The organism is Devosia sp. BK (assembly GCF_032907385.1).
Classification (GTDB): Bacteria; Pseudomonadota; Alphaproteobacteria; order Rhizobiales; family Devosiaceae; genus Devosia.
In genome coordinates this window covers 102,032-126,463 of sequence record NZ_JAIMBX010000002.1, presented here as the reverse complement: position 1 = coordinate 126,463, position 24,432 = coordinate 102,032, and the positions used below count along the sequence as shown (strand labels likewise).

Annotated in this window: 23 protein-coding genes; 9 read left to right on the top strand and 14 right to left on the bottom strand. The window is 61.2% G+C overall.

The window, feature by feature from the left end; translation table 11 throughout:
• Positions 1 to 27: 27 nt before the first annotated feature.
• Positions 28 to 1,275, bottom strand: a complete 1,248-nt coding sequence (locus tag DevBK_RS12500; protein ID WP_317185698.1) for a glycine betaine/L-proline ABC transporter ATP-binding protein — start codon at positions 1,273 to 1,275, stop codon at positions 28 to 30.
• A 376-nt stretch (positions 1,276 to 1,651) separates the two neighbouring features.
• On the opposite strand from DevBK_RS12500, the gene DevBK_RS12495 reads away from it, so the two are divergent.
• From DevBK_RS12495 to DevBK_RS12480, 4 genes are all read left to right on the top strand, one after another.
• Entirely contained in the window at positions 1,652 to 2,068 is a 417-nt protein-coding gene (locus DevBK_RS12495; RefSeq protein ID WP_061908222.1) for a TIGR01244 family sulfur transferase, read from the top strand.
• A 109-nt stretch (positions 2,069 to 2,177) separates the two neighbouring features.
• On the top strand, positions 2,178 to 5,618 hold the full coding sequence (gene pyc / locus DevBK_RS12490) for a pyruvate carboxylase (RefSeq protein WP_317185697.1): 3,441 nt from the start codon (positions 2,178 to 2,180) through the stop codon (positions 5,616 to 5,618).
• Between the two features lie 362 nt (positions 5,619 to 5,980).
• Positions 5,981 to 7,834 carry an ABC transporter ATP-binding protein gene (locus tag DevBK_RS12485; protein WP_410494070.1) on the top strand — a complete coding sequence of 618 codons (1,854 nt, stop codon included), beginning with the start codon at positions 5,981 to 5,983 and terminating at the stop codon, positions 7,832 to 7,834.
• Positions 7,831 to 9,729: an ABC transporter ATP-binding protein gene (locus DevBK_RS12480; protein ID WP_317185696.1), complete on the top strand. Its 1,899-nt coding sequence runs from the start codon at positions 7,831 to 7,833 to the stop codon at positions 9,727 to 9,729. Before DevBK_RS12485 ends, DevBK_RS12480 begins: the two co-directional genes overlap by 4 nt.
• A gap of 40 nt (positions 9,730 to 9,769) precedes the next feature.
• Here the strand turns inward: DevBK_RS12480 and DevBK_RS12475 are convergent, their stop codons facing one another.
• A complete protein-coding gene (locus DevBK_RS12475) occupies positions 9,770 to 10,060 on the bottom strand; it encodes a YkvA family protein (protein WP_317185695.1) in 291 nt (96 codons plus the stop codon).
• A 179-nt stretch (positions 10,061 to 10,239) separates the two neighbouring features.
• Between DevBK_RS12475 and ispG the strand changes: the two genes are divergently transcribed.
• Positions 10,240 to 11,481, top strand: coding sequence for a flavodoxin-dependent (E)-4-hydroxy-3-methylbut-2-enyl-diphosphate synthase (gene ispG, locus DevBK_RS12470; protein WP_317185694.1), 1,242 nt, complete (start codon positions 10,240 to 10,242; stop codon positions 11,479 to 11,481).
• A gap of 86 nt (positions 11,482 to 11,567) precedes the next feature.
• On the opposite strand, the gene DevBK_RS12465 is transcribed toward ispG, so the two are convergent.
• From DevBK_RS12465 to DevBK_RS12445, 5 genes are all read right to left on the bottom strand, one after another.
• Entirely contained in the window at positions 11,568 to 11,996 is a 429-nt protein-coding gene (locus tag DevBK_RS12465; protein WP_061908216.1) for a PACE efflux transporter, read from the bottom strand.
• Positions 11,997 to 12,101: 105 nt separating this feature from the next.
• Positions 12,102 to 12,737: a class I SAM-dependent methyltransferase gene (locus DevBK_RS12460; protein ID WP_317185693.1), complete on the bottom strand. Its 636-nt coding sequence runs from the start codon at positions 12,735 to 12,737 to the stop codon at positions 12,102 to 12,104.
• The gene (locus tag DevBK_RS12455) at positions 12,734 to 13,201 is read right to left on the bottom strand and encodes a YbaK/EbsC family protein (RefSeq protein ID WP_061908214.1); all 468 of its coding nucleotides are present in this window, start codon (positions 13,199 to 13,201) and stop codon (positions 12,734 to 12,736) included. The genes DevBK_RS12460 and DevBK_RS12455 overlap by 4 nt, the downstream gene beginning before the upstream one ends.
• Positions 13,202 to 13,212: 11 nt before the next feature.
• Positions 13,213 to 13,845, bottom strand: a complete 633-nt coding sequence (locus DevBK_RS12450; RefSeq protein ID WP_317185692.1) for an MOSC domain-containing protein — start codon at positions 13,843 to 13,845, stop codon at positions 13,213 to 13,215.
• 3 nt (positions 13,846 to 13,848) lie between these two features.
• Positions 13,849 to 14,751: a farnesyl diphosphate synthase gene (locus tag DevBK_RS12445; RefSeq protein WP_317185691.1), complete on the bottom strand. Its 903-nt coding sequence runs from the start codon at positions 14,749 to 14,751 to the stop codon at positions 13,849 to 13,851.
• A 116-nt stretch (positions 14,752 to 14,867) separates the two neighbouring features.
• Here DevBK_RS12445 and DevBK_RS12440 point away from each other — a divergent pair, with 116 nt between their 5' ends.
• A complete protein-coding gene (locus tag DevBK_RS12440) occupies positions 14,868 to 15,545 on the top strand; it encodes a biosynthetic peptidoglycan transglycosylase (protein ID WP_317185690.1) in 678 nt (225 codons plus the stop codon).
• Here the strand turns inward: DevBK_RS12440 and DevBK_RS12435 are convergent.
• From DevBK_RS12435 to DevBK_RS12425, 3 genes are all read right to left on the bottom strand, one after another.
• A complete protein-coding gene (locus tag DevBK_RS12435; protein WP_062629470.1) occupies positions 15,542 to 16,513 on the bottom strand; it encodes a prephenate/arogenate dehydrogenase family protein in 972 nt (323 codons plus the stop codon). The two genes, DevBK_RS12440 and DevBK_RS12435, sit on opposite strands and share 4 nt — an antisense overlap.
• A complete protein-coding gene (hisC, locus tag DevBK_RS12430) occupies positions 16,510 to 17,604 on the bottom strand; it encodes a histidinol-phosphate transaminase (protein ID WP_317185689.1) in 1,095 nt (364 codons plus the stop codon). Before hisC ends, DevBK_RS12435 begins: the two co-directional genes overlap by 4 nt.
• 413 nt (positions 17,605 to 18,017) lie before the next feature.
• The gene (locus DevBK_RS12425; protein WP_061908209.1) at positions 18,018 to 18,752 is read right to left on the bottom strand and encodes a class I SAM-dependent methyltransferase; all 735 of its coding nucleotides are present in this window, start codon (positions 18,750 to 18,752) and stop codon (positions 18,018 to 18,020) included.
• Between the two features lie 115 nt (positions 18,753 to 18,867).
• Between DevBK_RS12425 and gloB the strand changes: the two genes are divergently transcribed.
• A complete protein-coding gene (gene gloB / locus DevBK_RS12420; RefSeq protein ID WP_317185688.1) occupies positions 18,868 to 19,635 on the top strand; it encodes a hydroxyacylglutathione hydrolase in 768 nt (255 codons plus the stop codon).
• 141 nt (positions 19,636 to 19,776) lie between these two features.
• Positions 19,777 to 20,028: a hypothetical protein gene (locus DevBK_RS12415; protein WP_317185687.1), complete on the top strand. Its 252-nt coding sequence runs from the start codon at positions 19,777 to 19,779 to the stop codon at positions 20,026 to 20,028.
• A gap of 129 nt (positions 20,029 to 20,157) precedes the next feature.
• On the opposite strand, the gene DevBK_RS12410 is transcribed toward DevBK_RS12415, so the two are convergent.
• From DevBK_RS12410 to DevBK_RS12400, 3 genes are all read right to left on the bottom strand, one after another.
• Positions 20,158 to 20,610 carry a hypothetical protein gene (locus DevBK_RS12410; RefSeq protein ID WP_244487059.1) on the bottom strand — a complete coding sequence of 151 codons (453 nt, stop codon included), beginning with the start codon at positions 20,608 to 20,610 and terminating at the stop codon, positions 20,158 to 20,160.
• Between the two features lie 71 nt (positions 20,611 to 20,681).
• Positions 20,682 to 21,050, bottom strand: a complete 369-nt coding sequence (locus DevBK_RS12405) for a response regulator (RefSeq protein ID WP_317185686.1) — start codon at positions 21,048 to 21,050, stop codon at positions 20,682 to 20,684.
• Positions 21,050 to 23,068, bottom strand: a complete 2,019-nt coding sequence (locus DevBK_RS12400) for a GAF domain-containing protein (protein WP_317185685.1) — start codon at positions 23,066 to 23,068, stop codon at positions 21,050 to 21,052. The genes DevBK_RS12405 and DevBK_RS12400 overlap by 1 nt, the downstream gene beginning before the upstream one ends.
• A gap of 215 nt (positions 23,069 to 23,283) precedes the next feature.
• Here DevBK_RS12400 and DevBK_RS12395 point away from each other — a divergent pair, with 215 nt between their 5' ends.
• Positions 23,284 to 23,757: a VOC family protein gene (locus DevBK_RS12395; RefSeq protein WP_317186104.1), complete on the top strand. Its 474-nt coding sequence runs from the start codon at positions 23,284 to 23,286 to the stop codon at positions 23,755 to 23,757.
• Between the two features lie 136 nt (positions 23,758 to 23,893).
• Here DevBK_RS12395 and DevBK_RS12390 read toward each other — a convergent pair whose 3' ends face one another.
• Positions 23,894 to 24,322: a nitroreductase/quinone reductase family protein gene (locus DevBK_RS12390; protein ID WP_062629478.1), complete on the bottom strand. Its 429-nt coding sequence runs from the start codon at positions 24,320 to 24,322 to the stop codon at positions 23,894 to 23,896.
• Between the last annotated feature and the right edge of the window lie 110 nt (positions 24,323 to 24,432).

Genomic DNA, 24,432 nt, shown 5'->3' with positions numbered 1-24,432 from the left:
TGGGAATTTTTAGCGGAAGGGAGCTGCTCAGACGGTGTGCGCGAGTTCGCGCTTTTCGTCCTCGGCTTGCGGCTCGGTGTCCAGCGTGACCGTATCGGCCGAAAGCTGAGCAAAAACCGCTTCGGGCTCGATGACGCCGATCAAGCGATTGTCCGCATCGGTCATGGCGATGGGGAGGCCTGACGATGCTGGGGCGTAGAGATCGGCGAGTTGGGTGTCGCGATCGGCCGTCGGGAAATCGGTGATCAGCACATCGGCGAGCGGCACATCGGCCGTGCCGCTTTCGCGGTCGGCGGCGGCGGCTTGCTGATAGGTCACGACGCCAGCGATATCCTCGCCATCGAGCACATAGACCGCGCTGCGGTTCTGCTCTTCCATGGCTTTGACGGCATCGCCCGCCGTATCGCCCGTCAATTGCATGGGCAGGGCGTCGGTCGCGACGGTTGCGGCTGTGAAGACGCGGCCCCGGTCGATATCGGCCACGAAGGCGGCCACATAATCATTGGCCGGCTGCGAAACGATATCCTGGGCGCTGCCCACCTGCACGATCTCACCATCCTTCATGATGGCGATGCGATCGCCGAGCATCAGCGCTTCATTGAGATCGTGGGTAATGAAAACGATAGTCTTTTTCAGCGTGCGCTGGAGCACCAGCAGCTCTTCCTGCATTTCCTTGCGGATCAGCGGATCGAGCGCGCCGAAGGGTTCGTCCATGAGGAGAACCTGGGGGTCGGTGGCGAGAGCGCGGGCAAGCCCGACGCGCTGCTGCATGCCGCCCGAGAGATCGGCGGGAAGAGAATCGGCCCAGGCGCTGAGGCCAACCTGTTCGAGGGCGATCAGCGCCTGTTCGCGGCGCTCGTCGCTCGATACGCCTTTGACCTTGAGGCCATAGGCCGCGTTCTCGGCAATGGTGCGATGGGGGAAAAGAGCGAAATGCTGGAAGACCATGGCGATCTTCTGACGGCGGATTTCGCGCAGTTTAGCGGGAGAACAGGAGGCGACATCATCGCTATCGATCAGTATTTCGCCGCTGGTAGGGCGGATCAGGCCGTTGAGCATGCGGACAAGGGTGGATTTACCCGATCCTGAAAGACCCATGACCACAAAGATCTGGCCTTCTTTCACATCGAAGGCGGCATTCTGGACGCCGATGGTCTGGCCGGTCGCTTCGAAAATGTCATTCTTGCTTTGGCCGGACTTGAGCATCTCAAGGGCGCGGCCGGGCTTTTCGCCAAATATCTTGAAGACGTTCTTTACGCTGATCTTGCTGGTCATGAAACCTCGTCGGTTTATGCCGGGCAATCCAATTTGTCGGCGTGCCAGTCATTCAATAGAGCTGACGAAAGACAAAATAATATCGGCGCTGATACATGAAATGTGTCAACGCTCAACCCAGGCATGTTGCTGTTCTGGAGCCAACTTAACCGCGGATAATCTGCATTTCAACCTTGCGGTGGCAAAATTTGGTATTTTTCAAGGCAAGAAAATTTTAGCATCATCCATGGAACCAATTTCCAATACGGCTGAAAGCGCTGGATTTACTGGTGACTCAGCAGCGAGATTTGTCGCGATCGTCGTGCATACGTCGTGGTTGCATGGCTCCCAAGCCGGTGGATATAAGGGGAGGCACAGGCGAACGGGGAGTAGCGACTTGGACTTGAAGCGGATCAACGATCACGTCAGCGTTTCGGGGCAGATCAACCCGGAAGATGTCGCCACGCTCAAATCCCTCGGCTTTGTCGCCATCGTCAACAACCGTCCTGACGGTGAATCGCCCGACCAGCCGGCGGGTGCCGAGATCGAGGCTGCCGCCAAGGCTGCCGGTCTCAACTATTATGCCATCCCGCTGGGACGAGAAGGGGTCAATCCCGAACTCGTCGAGAAGACCAAGGCCGCGCTCGAGGGGAACGACGGCCCGGTATTCTGCTTCTGCCGCTCCGGCACACGCTCGACGACCCTTTGGGCGCTGAGCCAGGCCGGTGAAACGGATGCATCCGAGATCATCTCGCAGGCGGCCGAGGCCGGCTACGACATGAGCCATCTCGCCGGCATTCTGTCGAGAAGCTGACACGAACGACTATGGCGGCATGGATGGCCCGCCATCCGAGCCGCAGAACAAGCTGAGCCGGACCCTCTAGCCTAGGGTCCCAACCCTCTCCTGCTCGGAATTTAAATCGATGCCAATCAAGAAAATCCTCGTCGCCAATCGCAGCGAAATCGCCATCCGCGTGTTTCGCGCTGCCAATGAACTCGGGCTCAAGACCGTCGCGGTCTATGCCGAGGAAGACAAACTGGCGCTGCACCGGTTTAAGGCCGACGAGGCCTATCTGATCGGCAAGGGCAAGGGCCCGGTCGAAGCCTATCTGCAAATCGAAGAGTATATCCGTATCGCCCGGATTTCTGGCGCCGATGCGATCCACCCCGGCTATGGGCTCCTGTCGGAATCACCCGAATTCGTCGATGCCTGCGACGATGCCGGGATCATTTTCATCGGCCCGCGCGCCCAGACCATGCGCGATCTCGGTAATAAGGTTGCCGCGCGCAATATGGCGATCGCGTCCAAGGTACCGGTGGTGCCCGCGACCGAAGCGCTGCCGGACGATCCCGAGACGATCAAGAAGCTCGCGGCCGAAATTGGGTATCCGCTGATGCTCAAGGCATCATGGGGCGGCGGCGGTCGCGGCATGCGCCGGATCATGGATGAAAAGACGCTGCTTTCCGAAGTTTCGGAAGGCAAGCGCGAAGCCAAGGCCGCCTTCGGCAAGGACGAGATGTATCTCGAAAAGTTGATCGAGCGCGCCCGCCATGTCGAAGTGCAGCTCATTGGCGACGATCACGGCAATCTCGTCCATCTCTATGAGCGCGATTGTTCCGTGCAGCGCCGCAACCAGAAGGTCGTTGAGCGCGCGCCTGCGCCTTACCTCTCGGATGCCGTCCGCACCGAACTGACCGATGCCGCCGTGCGCCTTGGCAATGCTGCCAACTATCGTGGTGCCGGTACGGTCGAATTCCTGATGGATGCGGATACCGACAAGTTCTACTTCATCGAAGTGAACCCGCGCATTCAGGTCGAGCACACGGTCACCGAAGAGGTGACGGGGATCGACATCGTCAAGGCGCAGATTCACCTGCTCGATGGCGCCGTGATCGGGACGCCGGAATCCGGTGTGCCGGTTCAGGAGAACATCAAGCTCAACGGCAATGCCATTCAGTGCCGCGTGACGACTGAAGATCCGGAACAGAATTTCATTCCGGACTATGGCCGCATCACCGCCTATCGTGGTGCGACGGGTTTTGGCGTGCGTCTCGACGGCGGCACGGCTTATGCTGGTGCGGTCATCACCCGCTACTACGATCCGCTCCTTGAAAAGGTCACCTGCTGGGCGCCCTCGGCCGAAGAGGCCATTGCGCGCATGCATCGCGCCTTGCGCGAATTCCGTATCCGCGGTGTCTCGACCAATCTGGCATTCCTCGAAAACATCATCACGCATCCCGATTTCGTCGAGAACCGCTATACGACGCGCTTCATTGACACGACGCCGGAACTCTTCAACTTCAAACCGCGCCGCGACCGCGCGACGAAGCTCCTGAGCTATATCGCCGACGTGACCGTGAACGGGCATCCCGAGGTGCGCGATCGTCCGCGGCCGCCAGCCGATGCCGCTGCGCCCTTCGTGCCCGATTTCCCGCCGCTTGCGACGATCGATGGCAGCCGGCAGGTGCTCGATCGCGATGGTCCTGTCGGTCTTGCCAGGTGGATGAAGAGCCAAGAGCGCGTGCTTTTCACCGACACCACCATGCGCGACGCGCACCAGTCGCTGCTCGCGACACGCATGCGCTCTTTCGATATCACGCGCATTGCCCAGGCCTATTCGCGCGGGTTGCCGAATCTGCTCTCCCTCGAATGCTGGGGCGGGGCGACGTTTGACGTCTCGATGCGCTTCCTCAACGAAGACCCATGGGAGCGTCTGGCCAAGGTGCGCGAAGGCGCGCCGAATATCCTCACCCAGATGCTGCTGCGCGGCTCCAATGGCGTCGGCTACACCAATTATCCGGACAATGTCGTCAAATTCTTCGTCAAGCAGGCGGCCAAGGGTGGCGTCGACATATTCCGCATTTTCGACTGCCTCAACTGGGTCGAGAACATGCGCGTCTCGATCGATGCGGTGGCGGCGGAAGGCAAGGTCGCCGAAGGCGCGATCTGCTATACCGGCGATCTCTTCGATCCTGATCGCTCCAAATACGATCTGAAATACTATGTCGGCCTCGCCAAGGAGCTGGAGGCTGCCGGCGTCCATGTGCTTGGGATCAAGGACATGGCGGGGCTCTTGAAGCCGGCTGCGGCCAAGAAGCTGATCGAAACGCTGCGCAACGAGACCGATCTGCCGATCCATCTCCACACCCATGACACCTCGGGCGCTTCGGCGGCCACAGTGCTGGCGGCAGTGGCGGCAGGGGTAGATGCGGTCGATGCGGCGATGGACGCCCTGTCGTCGACGACCTCGCAGCCGACGCTCGGCTCGCTCGTCGCCGCACTCGAGGGCGACGCGCGCGATCCGCACTTGGACGCCAAGGCGATCCGCCAGATTTCATTCTATTGGGAAGCCGTTCGCACGCAGTACCGCGCGTTCGAGAGCGATCTCAAGGGTGGCGCTTCGGAAGTCTATCTCCACGAAATGCCGGGCGGCCAGTTCACCAATCTCAAGGAGCAGGCGCGTTCGCTCGGGCTTGAAACCCGCTGGCACGAGGTTGCCCAGACCTATGCAGACGTCAACAAGATGTTTGGCGATATCGTTAAGGTGACGCCATCGTCCAAGGTCGTGGGCGACATGGCGCTCGCCATGGTCTCGGCGGGTATCGCTCGGGCCGATGTCGAAAACCCGGACAAGGACATTGCCTTCCCCGATTCGGTGGTTGGTTTCTTTGCCGGCGATCTCGGCCAGCCGCCCGGTGGCTTCCCGGAGAAGCTGCAGAAAAAGGTACTCAAGGGACGTACGCCGCTGACTGAGCGGCCGGGTTCCTATTTGAAGGATGTCGATCTCGAAGCCGAGCGGAAGAAAATCTCGGAAGAGGTCGGCGTGCCGGTCGATGATTTCCGGCTCGCCTCTTACCTCATGTACCCAAAGGTCTATTCGGACTTCGAAAAGACCCAGGATCGCTACGGCCCGACCGAAGTGCTGCCGACTCCGGTCTATTTCTACGGGCTCGAGGAAGGCGACGAATTGCTCGTCGATATCGAGAAGGGCAAGACCCTCGTCGTCAACTATCTCGGCCGCGCCCCGACCAATGAAAAGGGTGAAGTCCGCGTGTTCTTCGACCTTAACGGTCAGCCGCGCACTATTGCCGTGCCCGATCGCTTGAAGGCGGGTGAGGTCAAGGTCCGCGCCAAGGCCGCGGTGGGTGATCCCAAGCAGGTTGGTGCGCCCATGCCGGGCGTCATCTCGACCCTTGCCGTCAAGGAAGGCCAGAGCGTACAGGCGGGCGATGTGCTGTGTTCGATCGAAGCCATGAAGATGGAAACGGCGATCCATGCCGAGGTCGATGGCGTGGTGGCGGAGCTGCTGATCCGCCCAGGCGATCAGATTGATGCGAAGGATTTGTTGGTTCGGTTGGAGTAGGGGCACCCCCACCTAACCTCCCCCTTTAGGGGGAGGGATGGATGGGGTGGTGGCTCCCGGGCATCGCGCCAAGCTCAATAGGTCCCTCCCCTTTTAAGGGGAGGCTAGGTGGGGAAGACGTCTGCCTTGCCATCGAGCAAGCCATTCGACCATAGGTCTCATGGCCTTTTCGGCTTGAAAGGCTCCACTGGAGCCTTTCACCCGCGTAGCGGGACGCCGAAAAGTTGCAAAAATTGCGCAATTTGCACCTTGAATGGTAGGCGCAATGCGCATTTTATAGGCGGGCTTTGATTTGCCCGATCGCTGGCCGACGGTTTTTCCCGCCTCCCCTTCGGGCCTCATTTTTATGTCTGGATACTGTCTTGGCTACCCTCAAGGCCGGCCGCGCCCGTTCACGCGGCGATGCACGGGTTCACGTTGCTGCCGTCCATGACGGTGTAGGCCGGAGCCCCCTGATAAGGATCACGCTGTTCTCGCTGCGGCATTATTGGCAAGCGAGTCTGGCTATCGGCGCGACCATTATCGCCGCTGTCTTGCAGCTCATGATTCCGCGGCTGCTCGGCCACGCCGTCGATCAGGCGCAAAATGTGGTCAGCGTTGCAGCCGATGGCGCGCAACAGGCGCTGCTCTGGAGCGCGGCGACATTGCTGCTGGTCTCGGTGGCGCGCGGGTTCTTTACTCTCGTGCAGAACTATTATTCGGAATCGGTCGGCCACCATGTCGGCTACGAATTGCGGCTCGCCTTTTACGATAAGGTGCAGCGCCTCTCCTATTCCTATCACGACCGCGTCCATTCGGGCGATCTGATCACGCTCGGTCTCCTCGATCTCGATGGCGTCCGCATGTTCTTTTCGACCGGTTTCGTGCGCACGATCCTGCTCACCGTCTTGATCGGCGTTGGTGCCTATATGCTGCTGACGACCGATGTGGTGCTCGGCCTTCTGGCGCTGAGCTTCGTGCCGTTCGTTGCCTGGCGGTCCTCGGTGGCGCAATTGCTACTGCGCGGCACCTGGATCGTTTTGCAGGAAAAGCTCTCGGTGCTGACCCGCGTGATGGAAGAAAACCTTGGCGGTATTCGTGTCGTCAGGGCATTTTCGAGCCAGACGCATGAACTGGGCAAATTCGACACCGCTTCTGCGGCGGCGCTGGACCTTGCGCATGAGCGCGTGATGATCCGCGTCAAGAATACGTCGATGATGACCCTGTCGTTTTTCGTTGCCATGGGTCTGGTGCTCTGGGTCGGGGGGCAGAAGGTCATCGCGGGTGAAATGACCGTCGGGACCCTTGCGAGCTTTCTGACCTTCATGACCATCCTTCAGATGCCGGTGCGTCAGCTTGGCTTGATGGTCAATTCTTTCGCTCGCGCCGATACCTGCGGGCAGCGGTTCTATTCCTTCATCGATCAGGCCGAAGAGATCATCGACAAGCCCGGGGCTCTGCCGCTCGAGATCACCAAGGGCACGCTACGCTTCGAGGATGTGCATTTCACCTATCCCGGTGCCGCGCATCCCACACTGACCGGCGTCACCTTCGAGGGGCGTGCCGGCCAGACGATCGGCATTGTCGGCGCGCCGGGGAGCGGGAAATCGACTATCGCTCACCTGATCCCGCGCTTTTACGACGTCACATCCGGTCGCATCACGCTCGATGGTCAGGACATCAGCCAAGTGACGCTCGAAAGCCTTCGGCGCCAGGTCGCCGTCGTGCAGCAGGATTCGTTCCTCTTTACGACGACAATCGAAAACAACATCGCCTATGGCGATCCATGGGCCAAAGAAACCAAGATCGAGCGCGCCGCAGAAAGCGCGCAGCTCCACAATTACATCATGGGCCTGCCCTCCGACTATGACACGGTGGTGGGCGAGCGCGGCGTATCGCTGTCAGGTGGCCAGCGGCAACGCCTCGCCATTGCCCGAAGCCTGGTTTTGCGGCCGGCGGTGATGGTGTTCGACGATTCGACCGCCGCCATCGATGCCGGCACGGAGCATCGCATTCGTTCGGCCATCAAGGCCTATGCGAGCGATCGCGTGACGATCATCATCGCGCATCGTCTTTCATCGCTCATGCATGCGGATCTGATCCTCTTTCTGGACGACGGGAAAATCGTCGAGCGCGGTAGCCATGCCGAGCTTCTGGCCGAGGGCGGGCGATATCGCGCACTCTACGATCTGCAGACGCGCCCAACGGATATCGATATCGGGGAGGCCGCCCAATGAGCGTCATCGAAGAAGACGAACGCGACAGCGCCACGTTCCCGGGTCAGAGGCCGCCTCGCGCCAGCGTCGGCAGCCACAAGATCGAGGAAGAGGTTTTTGGGAAGGCTTACGACCCCAAGACCGTCCGCCGGATCTGGGCCTTCGTAAAACCCTTTCGTGGTAAGATCTATCTGTCGGTCGCTGCGGTGCTGGTTTTCACCGCGACGCAATTGGCAATCCCGCTCATCATCGGCTGGGCCATCGATGGGGCCATGGTTGCGGGCGGCAATGCCAATAATCTGATGATCGCCGTCGGCGCTTTTGCCGTGGCGGTCCTGCTCAATTTTGGCGCGTCCTATGTGCAGGAAACGCAGGTGGGGCAGGTTGCGGAGAACGTGCTCTTTGAAATGCGACGGGCCATGTTTGCCCAGCTCCAGCGCGTGTCCCTGAGCTTCATGGACAAGACCGAGGTTGGCCGGCTGATGAGCCGCCTTCAGGGCGACGTCAATTCCATGCAGGAATTTTTGGAGACCTCGGTCATCTCGGTGGGCGATATTGTCCTCCTGATCGGCATTGTTGTTGTCTTGCTCACGCTCGATCCATGGCTCGGGCTGCTGACGCTCGTCACCATGCCAATCCTCTTCATCGTCCGCATCTTCTGGTTGCCGCCGGCAAAGCGTGCCTTCTGGGCGGCGCATGAGACGAATTCTCTGACCAATGGCGCCATGGCCGAGGGCATCAACGGCGTGCGCACGGTGCAGAACCTCGAGCGCCAGCAGGTCAATTTCGACCTCTACGACGACAAGGCCTACCACAATCTCGAAACTCAGCTTACGGGCTCTAAATTCGCCCAGGTCATGGTGCCGATCGTCGACAGCCTCACCGGTATCTCGATGGCGACTGTGGTTCTGGTCGGTGGCTCGCTCGTGCTCAATGGCTCGCTGCAGGTCGGTGTCATCGTCGCGTTCCTCTTTTACATCCAGCGCTTCTTCGATCCGATCCGGTCGCTGACCATGCAGTATTCGATCATGCAGCGTGCCATGACCTCAGGCCGTCGCATCACCGAAGTTCTGGACTTGCCGGTGACCATCACCGACAAGCCCAATGCGGTGGAGCTCAAGAGCGACATGGATGGCTCCGTCGCCTTCCACGATGTGGTCTTTGGCTATGATCCCGAGCGGCCAGTGCTCAAACACGTGTCTTTCCGGGTCAATCCGGGTGAGACGGTGGCGCTTGTCGGGCCAACGGGTTCGGGCAAAACCAGCGCCATGGCGCTCGTGCATCGCTTTTATGAAGTGCAGGGCGGGGCAGTGCTGGTCGGCGGGCACGATGTGCGCAATGTCACCCAGGAGAGCCTTGGCGAACAGGTCGCCATGGTGCTGCAGGAGCCGTTCCTGTTCACTGGCACCGTCTTCGACAATATCCGCTACAACAAAACGTCTGCGACACGCGAGGATGTCATCGCGGCGGCAAAGGCCGTGGGCGCGCATGAATTCATCGAGCGCTTGCCGGATGGCTATGACAGCAAGCTCGAACAGCGCGGCTCGAACCTGTCTCTGGGACAGCGGCAGCTTCTCAGCTTTGCCCGCGCGCTAGTGGCGGACGCGAAAATTCTCGTCCTCGACGAGGCAACGGCCAATATCGACAGCTATACCGAGCGGCAAATCCAGAAGGCGCTGGAAACGCTCCTCGAAGGACGCACGGGGCTCGTGATCGCGCATCGTCTGGCGACCATTCGCGGGGCCGATCGGATCATCGTGCTGCAAAACGGGGAAAAGATCGAAGAGGGCAATCACGACGCGCTCATGGAGCTCGGCGGGCTTTATTCGCGGCTCTACAACATGAACTATGCCAGCTTCGACGATATTCCCGATGAACTCGTCGCCGAGGCCAATGCCAAGGCGGCAAGCACATAAGGAAAAGGCGCCCAGTGGGCGCCTTTTTTATTATCAGCGATCAGATGCGGCGGGCGCGACCATCGACGGTCTTGCCATACTTGCCGGCATAAACGCGGGCCGGAACAGGCAGGCGGGAGACGATCCAGCTCACCATCAGCGGCACGAGGACGATATCATCGACCCAGCCCACGAACGGGATGACGTCGGGAATGATATCGAGCGGATTGATCAGATAGAACGCAACGAACAGGGTTGCCGCCTTCAAATAGAGCGGGGTCTCAGCAGCCCAAAAAGCCTTCCAGAGCTGCACAACTTCCTTGCGGAACAGAACGAGGCGGGGGAGGAGCATCTTTATCATGATCCATAAATGGTCTCGCCCGGTTTCGGTTCAAGATCACGCCGATCACGAATTTGCGCCAGGTGCATTCACATGACTTTGCCGTTGCCGTGCTAGGCATTCGATACGGCAATATTGCGCGGCCATCCCGTCGGGCTTATGTGTCGTTGAGAAATTTCGAAGGTGATCCCATGGCCGGTCCGGCACCCCGCAGAAAATCGGTAGGCGTCAATGTCGGCGGGGTCATGGTCGGCGGGGGCGCGCCTGTCGTCGTCCAGTCGATGACCAATACCGACACAGCCGATATCGATGCGACCGTGAAGCAGGTGATGCAACTGGCGCGCGCCGGTTCAGAAATCGTCCGCATTACCGTCGATCGTGACGAGAGCGCGGCGGCTGTGCCTATTATCCGCGATCGTCTGGCCTTCATGGGCTACGATGTGCCGCTTGTTGGCGATTTTCACTATATCGGCCACAAGCTTCTTACCGACCACCCCGCCTGCGCCGAGGCGCTGGCGAAATATCGCATCAATCCAGGCAATGTCGGCTTCAAGGCCAAGCGCGACACGCAATTTGCGACGCTGATCGAGATCGCCAAAAAATACAACAAGCCGGTGCGGATCGGGGTCAATTGGGGCTCGCTCGACGAGGAGTTGCTCACCAAGCTGATGGACGAGAACGCCGTGTCGGAAACGCCGATTTCGGCTGCGGCCGTACAGCGCGAGGCGATCATTCAATCCGCGCTCCTCTCGGCGACGCGCGCCGAAGAGCTGGGCATGCGGCGCGATCAAATCCTGCTCTCGACCAAGGTGTCGGATGTGCAGCACCTGATCGCGGTCTATCAGGACCTTGCGGCCCGCTGCGACTATGCGCTGCATCTGGGGCTGACTGAGGCCGGCATGGGCTCAAAGGGCATTGTCGCCTCGTCGGCTGCGCTCGGCATCCTGCTGCAGCAGGGGATTGGCGACACGATCCGCATTTCCCTGACGCCCGAGCCCGGTGGGGATCGCACGACCGAAGTGAAGGTCGCGCAAGAATTGCTGCAGACCATGGGTTTTCGCCAGTTCCTCCCTGTTGTGGCCGCGTGCCCCGGATGCGGGCGCACCACGTCGAGCACGTTCCAGACGCTGGCCAAGGAAATCCAGGATCACCTGCATGTCTCGATGCCCGAATGGCGCGAGCGCTATCCTGGGGTCGAAACGCTGTCGGTCGCCGTCATGGGCTGCATCGTCAATGGGCCCGGGGAAAGCAAGCATGCCAATATCGGCATTTCGCTGCCCGGCACCGGGGAAACCCCGGCGGCGCCTGTGTTCGTCGATGGCGAAAAGGTCGCGACGCTGCGCGGGGCCGACGTCGCTGACCAGTTCAAGGTGATGGTGGCCGATTATATCGAGCGCAAGTTCGGCACTGGCAGGCAGAACGCGGCCGAATGAACGAACGCAATACCCGCCGGCTCTTCTGGCTCGCTATATTGATCCTGGTGCTCGGTACGCTAAAGCTGACCGGGCACCTGGGCTGACTAAGCCGCTTCCTGCCACTCGGGGAGCGGGAAGACACGGTCATAGGCCCAATTGAAGACGAACGCATAGGCCATGTAGAAAAGGGCCAGTGCGATATCCATGATCAGCGCCTGCCAGATTGAGATCTGCAGATACCAGGCGACGAGCGGTAGCATGATGGCGAGCAAGCCAAGCTCGAACAGCACCGCATGAAGGATGCGAATGCGTGTGGTCTTGGCGGTGCCGCCGGTCTGGCTCTGCATCGCGTGGTCAAAGCCAAGATTGTAGATGTAATTCCACCCCATCGCGACGGTGGCGCTGGCGATGACGATCACGGCCGAGTCGCCGCCCGGAAGATGGAAAGCAAAGGCCGCGAGTGGCGTTGCGAGGATGATGCCGATCGCTTCAAAGCTGATGGCGTGACGGATACGATCTGCGGTGGTCCGCATGGGACTTCCCCTAAAATGTCGGGTCGTCCCGAGCGATAGCCCAGTCAGGGGGAGGTCGTCCTCGCTTGTCCTCGATATAGAATTTGCCCGGTTTCCCGGCAAGGCCTATGGGGCATTTCCGATATTCTCGGGGCGCAGGGCGAAGACGCCCGCCCGCACCGGCTCGCCACCGCCCATGTCAGGCACCTGATATTCGGCCAAGAGGTCGAGGTGGTCGAGCGGCAGGTCGCGGCGGAAGGGATCGCCGACAAGAACTGGGGTTTTGGTGGCTGCTGCCGAGAGAGTGCGCAGGGTCTCCTGAGCTACTCTCGCGTCATAAAAGACGTCGCCGGCGAGGATCAGGTCGACCTCGGGCATACCGAGCTCGGTCCAGGCGTGCAGCGTTGCTCCATTGGCTTCGGCATTGAGCAGCATGGCGGCATGCGCGAGGGGATCGGGCTCGATGGCCCAGACTTGCGTCGCGCCAGCCTTGGCGGCGGCAATACCGACGAGACCGGAGCCAGCGCCAAAATCGAGCACCGTTTTTCCGGCAACAAGTTTTGAATTTTGCGAGAGATGCACGGCTAGGACGGCGCCACCGGCCCAGGCATAGGCCCAATAAGGCGGCTCATCGGCGCGGCCTTCTTGAGCGAGAAAGGAGATCAGCCCGCTCTTGGGCGTGGGGCGATAAAGCGAAATATCCGGAGGGGCCGAGAGGGGCGTCAGCGCGAAGTGGCCAAGGATATAGTCCCTGGCGCTCACTCGGGGAGCTGGCACGCATCCACCCATCTGTTGCCGCAAAGCTCGGCCAGCCGCGCGACGGTGAGGCGCACTGAAGCGTGGGTATCGCCGCCGGCGGGAATGACCACGTCATAAATCTTGAGCGAGGTATCGAGATAGATTGGCAATGGCGCGGGGAGGCCAAAGGGGCAGACGCCGCCGACGGGATGGCTTGTCAGCCGCAGCACATCCTCGGCGCCCAGCATGCGTGGACGGCCGCCAAACGCGGTCTTTGACTTCTGATTGTCGAGCCGTGCATCGCCGCGGGTCACGAGCAGCACTTCTTCGTCGCGGATGCGGATGCAGAGCGTCTTGGCGATCTGGCCGGGTTCGACGCCATGCACGGCCGCGGCAAGTGGCACGGTGGCGGTCGATTCCGCAGTGACTTCAACCGACAGGTCGGGCGCGCGGTTGGCAAGGTCGATGCGAACGGAATCAAGGCTCATCGGGAAAAGACTCAGAACAGGTCGGCGAGACGGGTTTCGTATTTGAACCGCGTCTGTTCGCGGATCGGCGTCATCACGGCACGGCGGAGAAAGTCGAGCGGGATATTTTTCGTCGTATCGAAAGCCATGAGCTCGGAGACCGTCACCCGCTCGCCCGCATAGGGCGTGACGGAGACATCCATACCGGCTTCGACAGTGCCGGGCTGCAGCACGCGGCAATAGGCGCCGGGGCGATTGGCGCGGTGAAAGCGCTTGACCCAGAACTTGTCGCCCATCTTGGCGGCAAAGGTCATGCAGGGGGTGCGATGATAGGCGACTTCGAGGAGGCAATCGCCGATTTGGTAGCGGTCGCCGATGGCGGTTTCAGCGCTGACCGGACCGTCGATGACGAGGTTTTCGCCGAAGAGACCGGGCGTGTTCGCCACCCCGTCTTGGGCCCACCAATCGTAATCGCCCTGGAAATAGACGTAGATGGCCTGGTCGTTGCCGCCGTGATGTTTGCGATCGAGCACGGCGTCCTCGGCAATGCCTTGCAGATCGATCGCCACCGGCCTAGCGACCGGGCGCTTGTTGATGCCGGTCAGGGGGCGATAGCCCTCGATATGTTCAGCCTTGCCGATGCAGACAGCGAGCAGTTTTGCCATTTCTCAGTTCTTCCGGCTGGCAAAGAATTTTGCGGTGGCGCGGAGGCCGTCGGCCTTGGGGCCGAAGGTGCGGAGCGCGAGGAGCGCCTCATTGACGGTATTGTCCAAGACCTTCCTGGCGCCTTCAAGGCCGAGGGTCGAAACGAGCGTCTGCTTGCCGGCTTCGGCGTCCTTGCCAGTGGCCTTGCCCATGGCTTCGGGCGTGGCGGTGACGTCCAAGATGTCGTCGGCGAGCTGGAAGGCGCGGCCGGCTGCTTCCGCATAGGCGGTGAGCGCCGATAGCGCGCGCGGATCGGCGCCACCAATGATGGCGCCCATGCGGACGCTGGCGCGGATGAGGGCGCCTGTTTTCATCGCCTGCATGATGGCAATCTTACCATCGGAAAAGCCGCCCTTTTCGCCTTCGATATCGCGCATCTGTCCACCCACCATGCCGCCAGCGCCGGCGCCGAGGGCGAGTTCGGTGACGAGGCGGATGCGGACGGCGGGGTCGGCATGGGTCGTCGGTTCGCCGAGAAGGGCAAAGGCGTGGGTGAGGAGCGCGTCACCAGCGAGAATGGCGGTGGCGTCGTCATAAGCCTTATGGACCGTCGGGCGGCCGCGGCGGAGATCGTCATTGTCCATGGCGGGCAGATCGTCATGGATCAGCGAATAGCAATGGATCATTTCGACCGCGAGGCCGGCGGGGAGAGCGGCCTCCGGCGGCACCGAAAAGATCGCGGCGGCCTGGCGCACCAGCAGCGGGCGCAGGCGCTTGCCGCCTTCGAGGCTGCCGTGGCGCATGGCGGCGACAACGCGATCGGCGGCTGGGCCGGGGCCGGACAGCCGTGGGCCAGTCAGGTAATCAGAAAGGCCGGCTTCGACGGCTCGGGCGCAGGCGGCGCTGTCGGTGGAAAAGTCGTACATAGCTTGTTGCTAACCCGTTGCCCCAAAAGCGGCAAGGGGACTCCGGCCTTGGCCGCAGCGCCAACTGCCGCTATCACCGGATCATGGCACGAAAGGCAAAAGGTTTGAGGCGGGCATTGCGCCTTTTGGTCACCGCGATTGCGGTGCTGATCGCCATTCCTCTTGTCCTGACGCCGGTTTACCTGGTGGTCGATCCGATCTCCGTGCCGATGATCGAGCGCTATCTGACGGGACGCCCTGTGACGCGGGAGTGGCGGGATATCGATCAGGTCTCGGACCGCCTGAAGGCGTCGATCATCCTCTCAGAAGATGGACAATTCTGCCGCCATTGGGGCGTCGATTTCGGGGCGCTGCGCGCCGAGGTCGACAATTATCTCGAGGGCAAGCCGACGCGGGGCGCTTCGACGCTGACCATGCAAGTCGCCCGCAATCTCTTTCTCTGGAACGATCCGAGCCCGATCCGCAAAGTCCTCGAAGTGCCGCTGGCGCTTTATATCGACCTCGTCATGCCCAAGAAGCGGATCATGGAGATCTATCTCAATATCGCGGAATGGGGGCCAAATGGCGAGTTCGGCGTCGCCGCTGGGAGCGAGCGGGCCTTTGGGCGCGAGCCGCAAAACTTGGATTGGCAGACGGCGAGTTTGCTGGCCGTGACACTGCCCAATCCATTGGTGCGCAACCCCGCGCGGCCGAACAATGGGCTGCTGCGGGTGGCAGGGATCGTCGCGGAGCGGGCGCAGATGTATGGCGAGCGCGCGAATTGCGTCGGGAGCGGCGGGCGGCTGGCGCTTTAGGCGTCGTCACCGCCGCCATGTTCGCGGACGAACTTGGTTTCCGGCTCCGGTGGGGTATCGTGTGGGCGGCCGAAGTCGGGGGCGGCGGTTTCCTGGCCGGCATTGATGATGGAGCGGCGGATGGCGCGGGTGCGGGTGAACATGGCTTCGAGCGCGTCGCCATCGCCAGTGCGCACGGCGCGTTGCAGCACCGAGAGATCTTCGAGAAAGCGGCCCAGCATTTCGAGCACGGCATCGCGATTGGTGAGGAACACGTCGCGCCACATCACCGGGTCGGAGGCGGCGATGCGGGTGAAATCGCGGAAACCGGAGGCTGAAAACTTGATGACTTCGGATTGGGTCGCGGTTTCGAGATCGGCAACCGTGCCGACGATATTATAGGCGACGAGATGGGGAATGTGGCTGGTGATGGCGAGCACCATGTCGTGGTGCGCGGCATCCATGCTTTCGACCTTCGAGCCCATGGCGCGCCAGAAGGCGGCGAGCTTTTCGGTCTCTGCGGCGGGCACTTCCGGGCCCGGCGTGAGCACGCACCAGCGGCCGGCAAAGAGTTCCGGGAAACCGGCGGACGGGCCGGAATGTTCGGTGCCGGCGATTGGGTGACCGGGAATGAAGTGCACCATGGCCGGCAGGTGTGGCGCCACGACCTTGACCACATGCTCCTTGACCGAGCCGACGTCGGAAACGATGGCGCCGGGTTCGAGTGCGGGTCCGATGGCGCGGGCAAGCGCGTCATAGGCGCCGACAGGGGCGCAGAGAATGACGAGATCGGCGCCGCGCACGGCTTCGGCAGCGTCGAGCGTATAAATATCACCGAGCTTCAAGTCGCGCGCTTCGTCGAGCGTTTCCTGGCGGCGCGTTGCGATGGAAATGACATCGACTAAGCCTTGGCGCCGAGCAGCGAGGGCGATGGACGAGCCGATGAGGCCGATGCCGATCAGGGCGAGCTTGCGAAAATGGGCGCTCATTGGGCGGCTTCCATGGATTTGAGGATTCTGGCGACGCCCTGCATGGCTTCATCGGAGCCGATGGAAATGCGCAGGCCATTGTGGATGTCGTAGGACTTGCCGACTTCACGCACAACATAGCCACCCGCGAGGAGAGTATCGAAGGCACGGGCCGCGGTCGCGGCATCGGGAAAAAGCACGAGGATGAAATTGGCCTGGCTCGGCAGCACGCGCATGGCGTTGCCACTGAGTTCGGTCGTCAGCCAGTCGCGCCACTTGGCATTGTGGGCGCGCAGCTTTTCGTTAAAGTCGACATCGCGCGTCGCCGCAGCGCCCGCAAGCTGGGCCGGTAGGTTGACGTTGAACGGCCCCCGGATGCGGTTGAGCGCGTCGATAATGTGGTCGGGGCCAACCATCCAGCCGATGCGCGCGGCCGCGAGGCCCATCTTGGAGAAGGTGCGGACCATGACGACATTGTCCGCCTCGCCGACCAGTTTTAGCCCTACGGAAAAGTCAGCCGCGGTGACATATTCGGCATAGGCATTGTCGACGACGAGCAAAATATCGGGGCGCAGCGCGGCGTGAAGCCGGCGCACTTCGGCGTCCGAGAGATAGGTGCCGGTCGGGTTGTTGGGATTGGCGAGCCAGATGATCTTCGTGCGGTCGGTAACGGCGGCCAAGATGGCGTCGACATCGGCGGTATAGTCGGTCTCTTCGACCATGACGATCTTGGCGCCGGTGGCCATGGTGATGATCGGATAGACCGAAAAGCCATATCGGTTCATCACTGCCTCGTCGCCTTCGCCGAGATAGGTCTGGGCGATCAGGTGAAGGAGGTCATCCGAACCACTGCCGCACATGATGCGAGCCGGGTCGATGCCGTGCACTTCGCCCAAGGCTTCGCGCAGGATGCGTGAGGAGCCTTCGGGATAAATCGCGAGGTTTTCTGCAGCGCTCGCGAAGGCGGCGACGGCCTTGGGGCTGGCGCCAAGCGGAGATTCATTGGCCGAGAGTTTGACCGTCGTGCTGCCCGGCGCGCCGGATTTGCCCGGCAAATAAGGGGCGATATCCAAAATTCCGGGCTGCGGCGTGGGGCGATTGGGATTGGTCATGACGCACTTTATGACGGGCAGGAAAGGCCGCGCGGACCATATGCAAAAGGGGTCTGAAAGGCAAAGCCTGTCTTGCTTGGATGGTGATGGTTGGGTCGGGGGAAGGGCACACTTATCCCGTTTATCCCCGCCACCCCGGTTTCACGCTATTCTTTAGGTCCAACCTCGCACGGACGGTCTGCAGACGACAGTGGCGAGGGGGCCCGGCGATGGCTCGTCTCCATCGCACGTTCGGGGATTGGCCGCCTCGCGACGAGCGATCAAAGGGGCGCTGTGAATCCTGTCCGAAAAGCGGGCGCCCCGGAGCGGTTTCCGCTTCATAAAACTCTAAATTCCTTCGAGGCGAATGCCGCTCCGGGGTCCGTCCACCACGTCAACCGGAGGCTCAGGCCATCCGGCGCCCCGTCATGTCCTCAAGAGCCGGATCGGGCGGTTGCCGGCGCCATGCCGGGAAGGCGGACATAGCGCTCGGCGCGTTTGCGGCGGGGGATAGCCGGAAACGCTTCCTTGCGGGCGCGGACGCAGATGACGCCACTCATCGGCGGGCCGAAAAGCCGGCCCATGCGCTCGAAAAAGCGGGCGGAGCGGAGAAAAAGCGAGGACTGGACCGGGGGCAAAAAGAGGCCGTCGCGCCAGGCTTCGGGCACGAAGGAGTGATCGCGGAGCAGCTTTTCGAGTTGCCCGCCGGAATAGGGATTGCCCTGGCCGAACGGGGTAACATCGCGCTGGGCCCAGATGCCGCGGCGGCGTGGGACGATGATGATGAGATGCCCGTTAGGCGCAGTGATGCGCCAGAGTTCGCGCATCAATTCTTCAGCATCGGCAACATGTTCGAGGGCATGGACGGCGATGGTGAGATCGATCGCGGCATCGGTCAGCGGCATCTCGAGGGGATCGCTGAGGACGGTGCGCGACGGACCTTCACGCGGCCAGGCCGAGGCGCCCTGGCGGGCCGGCATAAGGGCGACGACGCGTTCGGCGGGTTCGAGCGCGAAGCGGAGATAGGGGGTGGCAAAGCCGAGGCCCAAGACGCGCTTGCCGGACAAATTGCCTGACAAGGCAATGATTTGCTCGCGGATGAGGGCGCGGGAAATGCGCCCGAGCGGCGATTTATAATAGGAGATCAGGCGGGTGACGTCGCTGGTCATGGGTCGAGTTTAGCCATTGGGGCGGGGACTTGTCCAATGCGGCGGTTGTGTTCGGCCCTTGGGCACCCTAGCTTTGGTATCCGAACCGAATTTTGAAATTGCAAGGAGCCGCTAAATGGCTTTGGTCGTCGATGTTTTTTCCGCCCGGACCGATAATTTCGGCTATTTGCTGCATGATCAGGCGACCGGCAAGACCGCGGCGCTCGATGCGCCGGAGGCTGGGGCGATCCGCGATGCGCTGGAGCGTACCGGCTGGACGTTGACAGATATTTTTATCACGCATCATCACATCGACCATGTGGAGGCGATCGCCGAATTGAAGGCGGCGTTTGGGTGCCGGGTGGTGGGGCCGCGGGCCGAGGCGGACAAGATCGATGGGCTCGACGAGCTGGTGGGCGATGGCGACACCGTCACGCTCGGCGAGACCTCCTTCAAGATCATGGCGACGCCGGGCCACACATTGGGGCATATCGTTTACTTCGAACCCTTTGGAAAACATCTGTTTTCCGCCGATGCGCTGTTCTCGCTCGGGGTCGGGCGGATGTTCGAGGGGACACCTGGACCGATGTGGGAAGGCGTCAAGCGGCTCCGCGAATTGCCGGATGATACGCTCGTCTATTGCGGCCACGAATATACCCAATCCAATGCGAAATTCGCGCTCAGCATCGATCCGCATAACCGGGCGCTGCAGCAGCGGGCGGATCTCGTGAACTCGCTGCGCAATGGTGGGAAGCCGACGATTCCGTTCGAATTGGGCGAGGATAAACGCGCCAACCCATTCCTCCGGGCGGATGCGCCGGAACTGGCGGCGCATTATGGTTTGGAAGGCAAGGATCCGGCCGAGGTGTTCGCCGCGATCCGCAAGGGCAAGGATAATTTCTGACCTCTGACGACGATTTGGGATCGTAATCGGTTAACATTCCGTTAACATCTGGCACGCCCGTTGCTCCTATAGGGGCATAGCAGTGTTGTCCCGTCTCAAAATGGGACAACCGGCTCGCAATGAGACAGGCGAGGGTTCCAGATGACCGAGACTGAGACATATCGATCCCAATTGCCCGCGCTGGTGACGCCGGCTCCGGCGCGTCCATCGCTTGCGAGCGGGGCGCCGACGGTTGAATTCATCAGCCAGTTGATTGCGGCGCGGGATTGGTTGCCGCCGCAGCGCGAACGGCGCCGGGCGAGTGTCGATCGCGCCGTCGGGGCCTATGCGCAGAGCGCGGCTATCGCGGTGCGCCGGATGCCGGAAGGTTATCGAAAGACGGTTGTGGCCTGAAGGTTTGACCAGAGTTCAAAAGAACAATCCCCGCTGATGAGGCGGGGATTTTTTGTTTTTGGGGGATGGCCGGTACATCTCAGGATGGGCCCGGGTCTTCGCCGGGGTGACATCCGGGAGAAGCCCAAGTCAGTTCATGGAGACGTCGCGGCTGGCGCTGGTGATGGAGACGGTGAAGCCGGCGACGACGTCGATCAGGCTCATGACCATCAGAAGGAAGAAGACCGAGCTGGCGGCGGCGCCGACGAGCAGGAATTCGACGAGGAAGATCACGAAGAGGAACATCGAGAGCATGTGCTCGATGATCGAATTGCGCGCCGTCTGGGTCGATTTCAGCACTTCGAAGAAAAGCATGATGACGCCGATGACGAGGAGAAGATCGCCCGCCGTCACGGCCCAGGGCATGCCTGAGGGCATGGGAATGGAAAAAAGCCCGGCCGCCCAATTGATCGGATTGCCGCCGAAGAAGAGGAACACGACGAGATTGTAGATCAAGAAGGGGATGATCAGCAGCGGCACGATGAAGCCATTGCGGCGGCGGCTGGTGACGGTGTGAGTGGGCAGGACGACGGTTTCCGTCATGGCGGATCTCCGATTGGTCGCACGAGCATGCCAGAGGTTTGGGGAAGGCGGAAGAAGACTATTCGCCTGCCTCAGGACTTTGCGACGAGTTTCCTCAGCGCCCGAGCGATGGCAGGCGGGTCATAGGGTTTGGGAAAGAACAGGCTGCCGTGGGGGAGTTCTTCGTTTCCGACGAGGCGGAAGCCGGAGGTGACGGCGAGCTTGATATCGGGCCAGCGCTGCCGGACGATATTCGCAAGCTCTATGCCGCCCATGCCGCCGGGCATATCGACATCGGTAAAGACGACGGTCAGATCGGGGCTGCGCTCGAGAAGTGCGATGGCCTGATGGGCATTGCCCGCTTCGAGGACGGCAAAACCCTCGTCTTCAAGGTGATCGACAATGCCCATGCGCAGAAGCGGTTCGTCTTCAACGACAAGAACTTTGATCAGCCTATCCATCAGGCCGAGACCTCGACAAGGTCGGCATCGGCCGGCGGTACATCCACTGTATCCCAAGCCGGACAGGTAAGAGTGCAGACAAGGCCGGTTGGGGGATAGTCGATGGCGACTTCACCGGCAAAATCCGATGGCAGCACGCGGGAAATCAGCCGCGAGCCGAAGCCCGAGCGCTGCGGCGGGGCGATGATGGGGCCGCCTTTTTCCTGCCAGGTCCAGCCAAACATGGGTTGACCGGTTTCGGAGCGGAAGAGACTCCAGCCGATCGAAATTTTGCCCTCGGCTTCGCGAAGGGCCCCATATTTGATGGCATTGGTCGCAAGCTCGTGGACCGCAAGCGACATGGACAGCGACTGCTTGGGGCTGAGATCGAGCGTCGGCCCCGAAATATGGAAACGGTGCGCCTCGCCGTGGGGTAGGAGGGCGGACCGGATGGTTTCATCGAGCGGCGCGCTATGCCAGGTCCGCTTCAACAAGAGCTCATGCGCATTGGCGAGTGCGGAAAGGCGCGCGGTGAAGGCAGCGCGGCGATCCTCGATATCGGCGCCCTTGAGCGTCTGCATGGCGATGGCTTGGACCATGGCCATGGAATTCTTGAGGCGGTGGCTGATTTCGCCCTCGCGCAACTTTTCGGCGGCGACGGCTCGCGCCTGTTTGAGGGCGGCCTGGGTGCGGTCCGCGACGGCGCGAACGAAATCGGCCTCGACCTTGCCGAAGGGGCGGGGCTTATCGAAATGCAGCAGCATCAGCCCGGTCATGACGCCGCTTTCCATGATCGGGATATTGACCAGCATGCGGATATCATGGGCGAGCAGCAGCGCCTCGGAGTCTCGGGTTCGTTCGTCCTCCGAGACATCGAAAATCAGCACATCTTCGCCGCGCTTCAAATTCTCGATAAAAGACCCGTAATCGCGGAAATGATGCATGCCGGCCATCGAGACGGCGCTGCCCGATGTCCAATCCTGACCGACCTCGACAGTTTCGGTCAAAGGATCGACCTGCCCATACCCTGCACGCGTGCTGCCGAGCGCCTTGCCGAGGACTTCGGCGGTGCTTGCAAGGATCAGATCGATATCGATGGTGGCGCGGGTCCTGTCGCCAATTTCAAGGAGAGCGGCCTGGCGCAGCGTCGTGAAATCCTGGCTCGCCCGCAATTCTTCTTCGGCTTTGACGCGAGCCGTGACGTCCATAAAGAGCATGACGAAGGTATCGGGGCCCGTCGACTGGCAAGATCCCTCATACCATCGATCAAAGCCGCTGAACTGGCGGAGGAAGCGGGCAGGCTGGCCCGTTTCGACGACAGAGGCGACTTCATCGAGCCATTCACGCTCGATGGCTGGAAAAAGCTCGCGGAGGGTTTTGCCGGCTATCTTGCGATAATCGATGCCGAGCATCCTGCCGCAGGCTGGGTTGACCTCGCGATGGCGCCAATCGTGAACGTGGCCCGCATCATCGCGGAGGACCTCGCCCATGATCATGCCTTCATGCAATTGGGCAAACATTGTCTCCCAATTGAGATCGGAAATATAGGCGCGGATCTTGTCGCTGACGACTTCGGCAATGGATTCAAGAAGGAGACGATCTCTCTCGCTCCAAGCGCGCGCATCGGTATCGATGGCGGCGAGAGCGCCGACGACCTCCCCTGTGGGCAGACGGAGGGGCGTGCCGAGATAGGCGATGACGCCGAGATCGCGAATGGCGAGATTGTCCTTGAGCACCGGATGAAGGCGCGCGTCGGCGACCGAAAGATTGGCTTCTTCGCGCACGACATATTGGCAAAAGGAATGGGTGAGCGGGGTTTCGCCCTTTTCGGCCCAGACTTTTGGCAGGCCGGCATGAGCGGCAAAAACCTGGCGATCTTCTTCGAGCAGGGAGACGATAGCGACGGGGACGCCGAGCGCGTTGCGCACGAGCTGAATATGCTTTTCGAAGTGATCGTCGTCGGCTGCGTTGAGCAAACCGGACTGACGAAGAGCGCGGACATGGGGCGCCACACCCGGCGCTCTGTGGCTTTCAGTCAAGATCGGCATCCGATACGCGGAAATAACACGGGTTAACAGTGTATCGGCAACTATCACTAAGGCCAACGAGTTCCCAGCGGCTTCATGGATTGTGGGAAAAGTGGTGATTGGACAGGCTTTGAAAAAGAGCCAGACTGGGTGTCGAAGACGCCAAGGCTCAGGCGTCGTATTGGTGATCCCGCTCGGCGGGCTGGTTTGAGGAGACAATCATGACGATCGCCAAAAATACGATTTGCATCTGGTTCGATAAGGATGGCGAAGCGGCAACGCGGTTTTATGCCGAGACTTTTCCCGATACCGTCGTCAAGTCCGTGCACAGGGCGCCGAGCGATAATCCATCGACCGACGCGGGAGCCGTGTTGACGGTCGAGTTCGACCTGATGGGCATTTCCTGCATCGCGCTCAATGGCGGACCCGCCTTCAAGCACAGCGAAGCGTTCTCCTTCCAGATCGCGACGGACAGCCAGGAAGAGACCGATCGTTACTGGGACGCCATCGTCGGCAATGGCGGCGAAGAGAGCATGTGTGGCTGGTGCAAGGACAAGTGGGGCATTTCCTGGCAGATCACGCCGCGCGCTCTGTCCGAAGCCATGCAGAAGGGCGGGCCGGGGGCCAAGCGGGCCTTTGAAGCGATGATGAAAATGAAGAAGATCGATGTCGCTGCAATCGAGGCGGCGGCGCGGGGCTAGGCTTCAGGCTCTTATGGCACCCCGGCTTTGGGTCGGGGTGCCTCGACATCTCAGGATGGGCCCCGGGTCGAGCCCGGGGTGACATCTGGTGGGGTGGGGACGAGGTGAGCCTCGGTGTTGCGAGGGATAACCTGCCTTAGTGGCGCGGGGTCAGTTCGATGACTGGAATGGCCTCGCGCGTAGTCTTCTTTTCGTAATCGGCAAATTGCGGGAAGAGGCTCGCCTGGCGCGCATAGATCGCGTCGCGCTCTTCGCCTTCGACGACGCGGGCATGAATGGGAAGGCGGCTGATGGTCGTGCCGTCACCTACGGAAATGTCGAAATCGGGGTGGGCGATGAGGTTGTGATACCAAGCCGGATTGTTGGGGGCGCCGGCATAGGAGGCAAACACATACCAGGGGCCGGTGTCGTTTTCGCGCAGATACATCAGCGGCTGCGTGCGTTCGAGCCCCGACTTTGCGCCGATCGAATGCAGCAGGAGCACCGGGGCGTTTTCGAAATAGCCGCCGGGCTTGCCGCCATTGGCGTTAAAGTCGGCGATGACCTGGTCGTTGAAATTGCTCATGTCGTACCTCGTGTCTGGGGTGAGGCTAGAGCTAGGTGTCGCGGACCCATTGAACAAGACCGGTAAAAACAAATGCCGCCCGGTTGGGGCGGCATTTTTTTGAGGCTGAC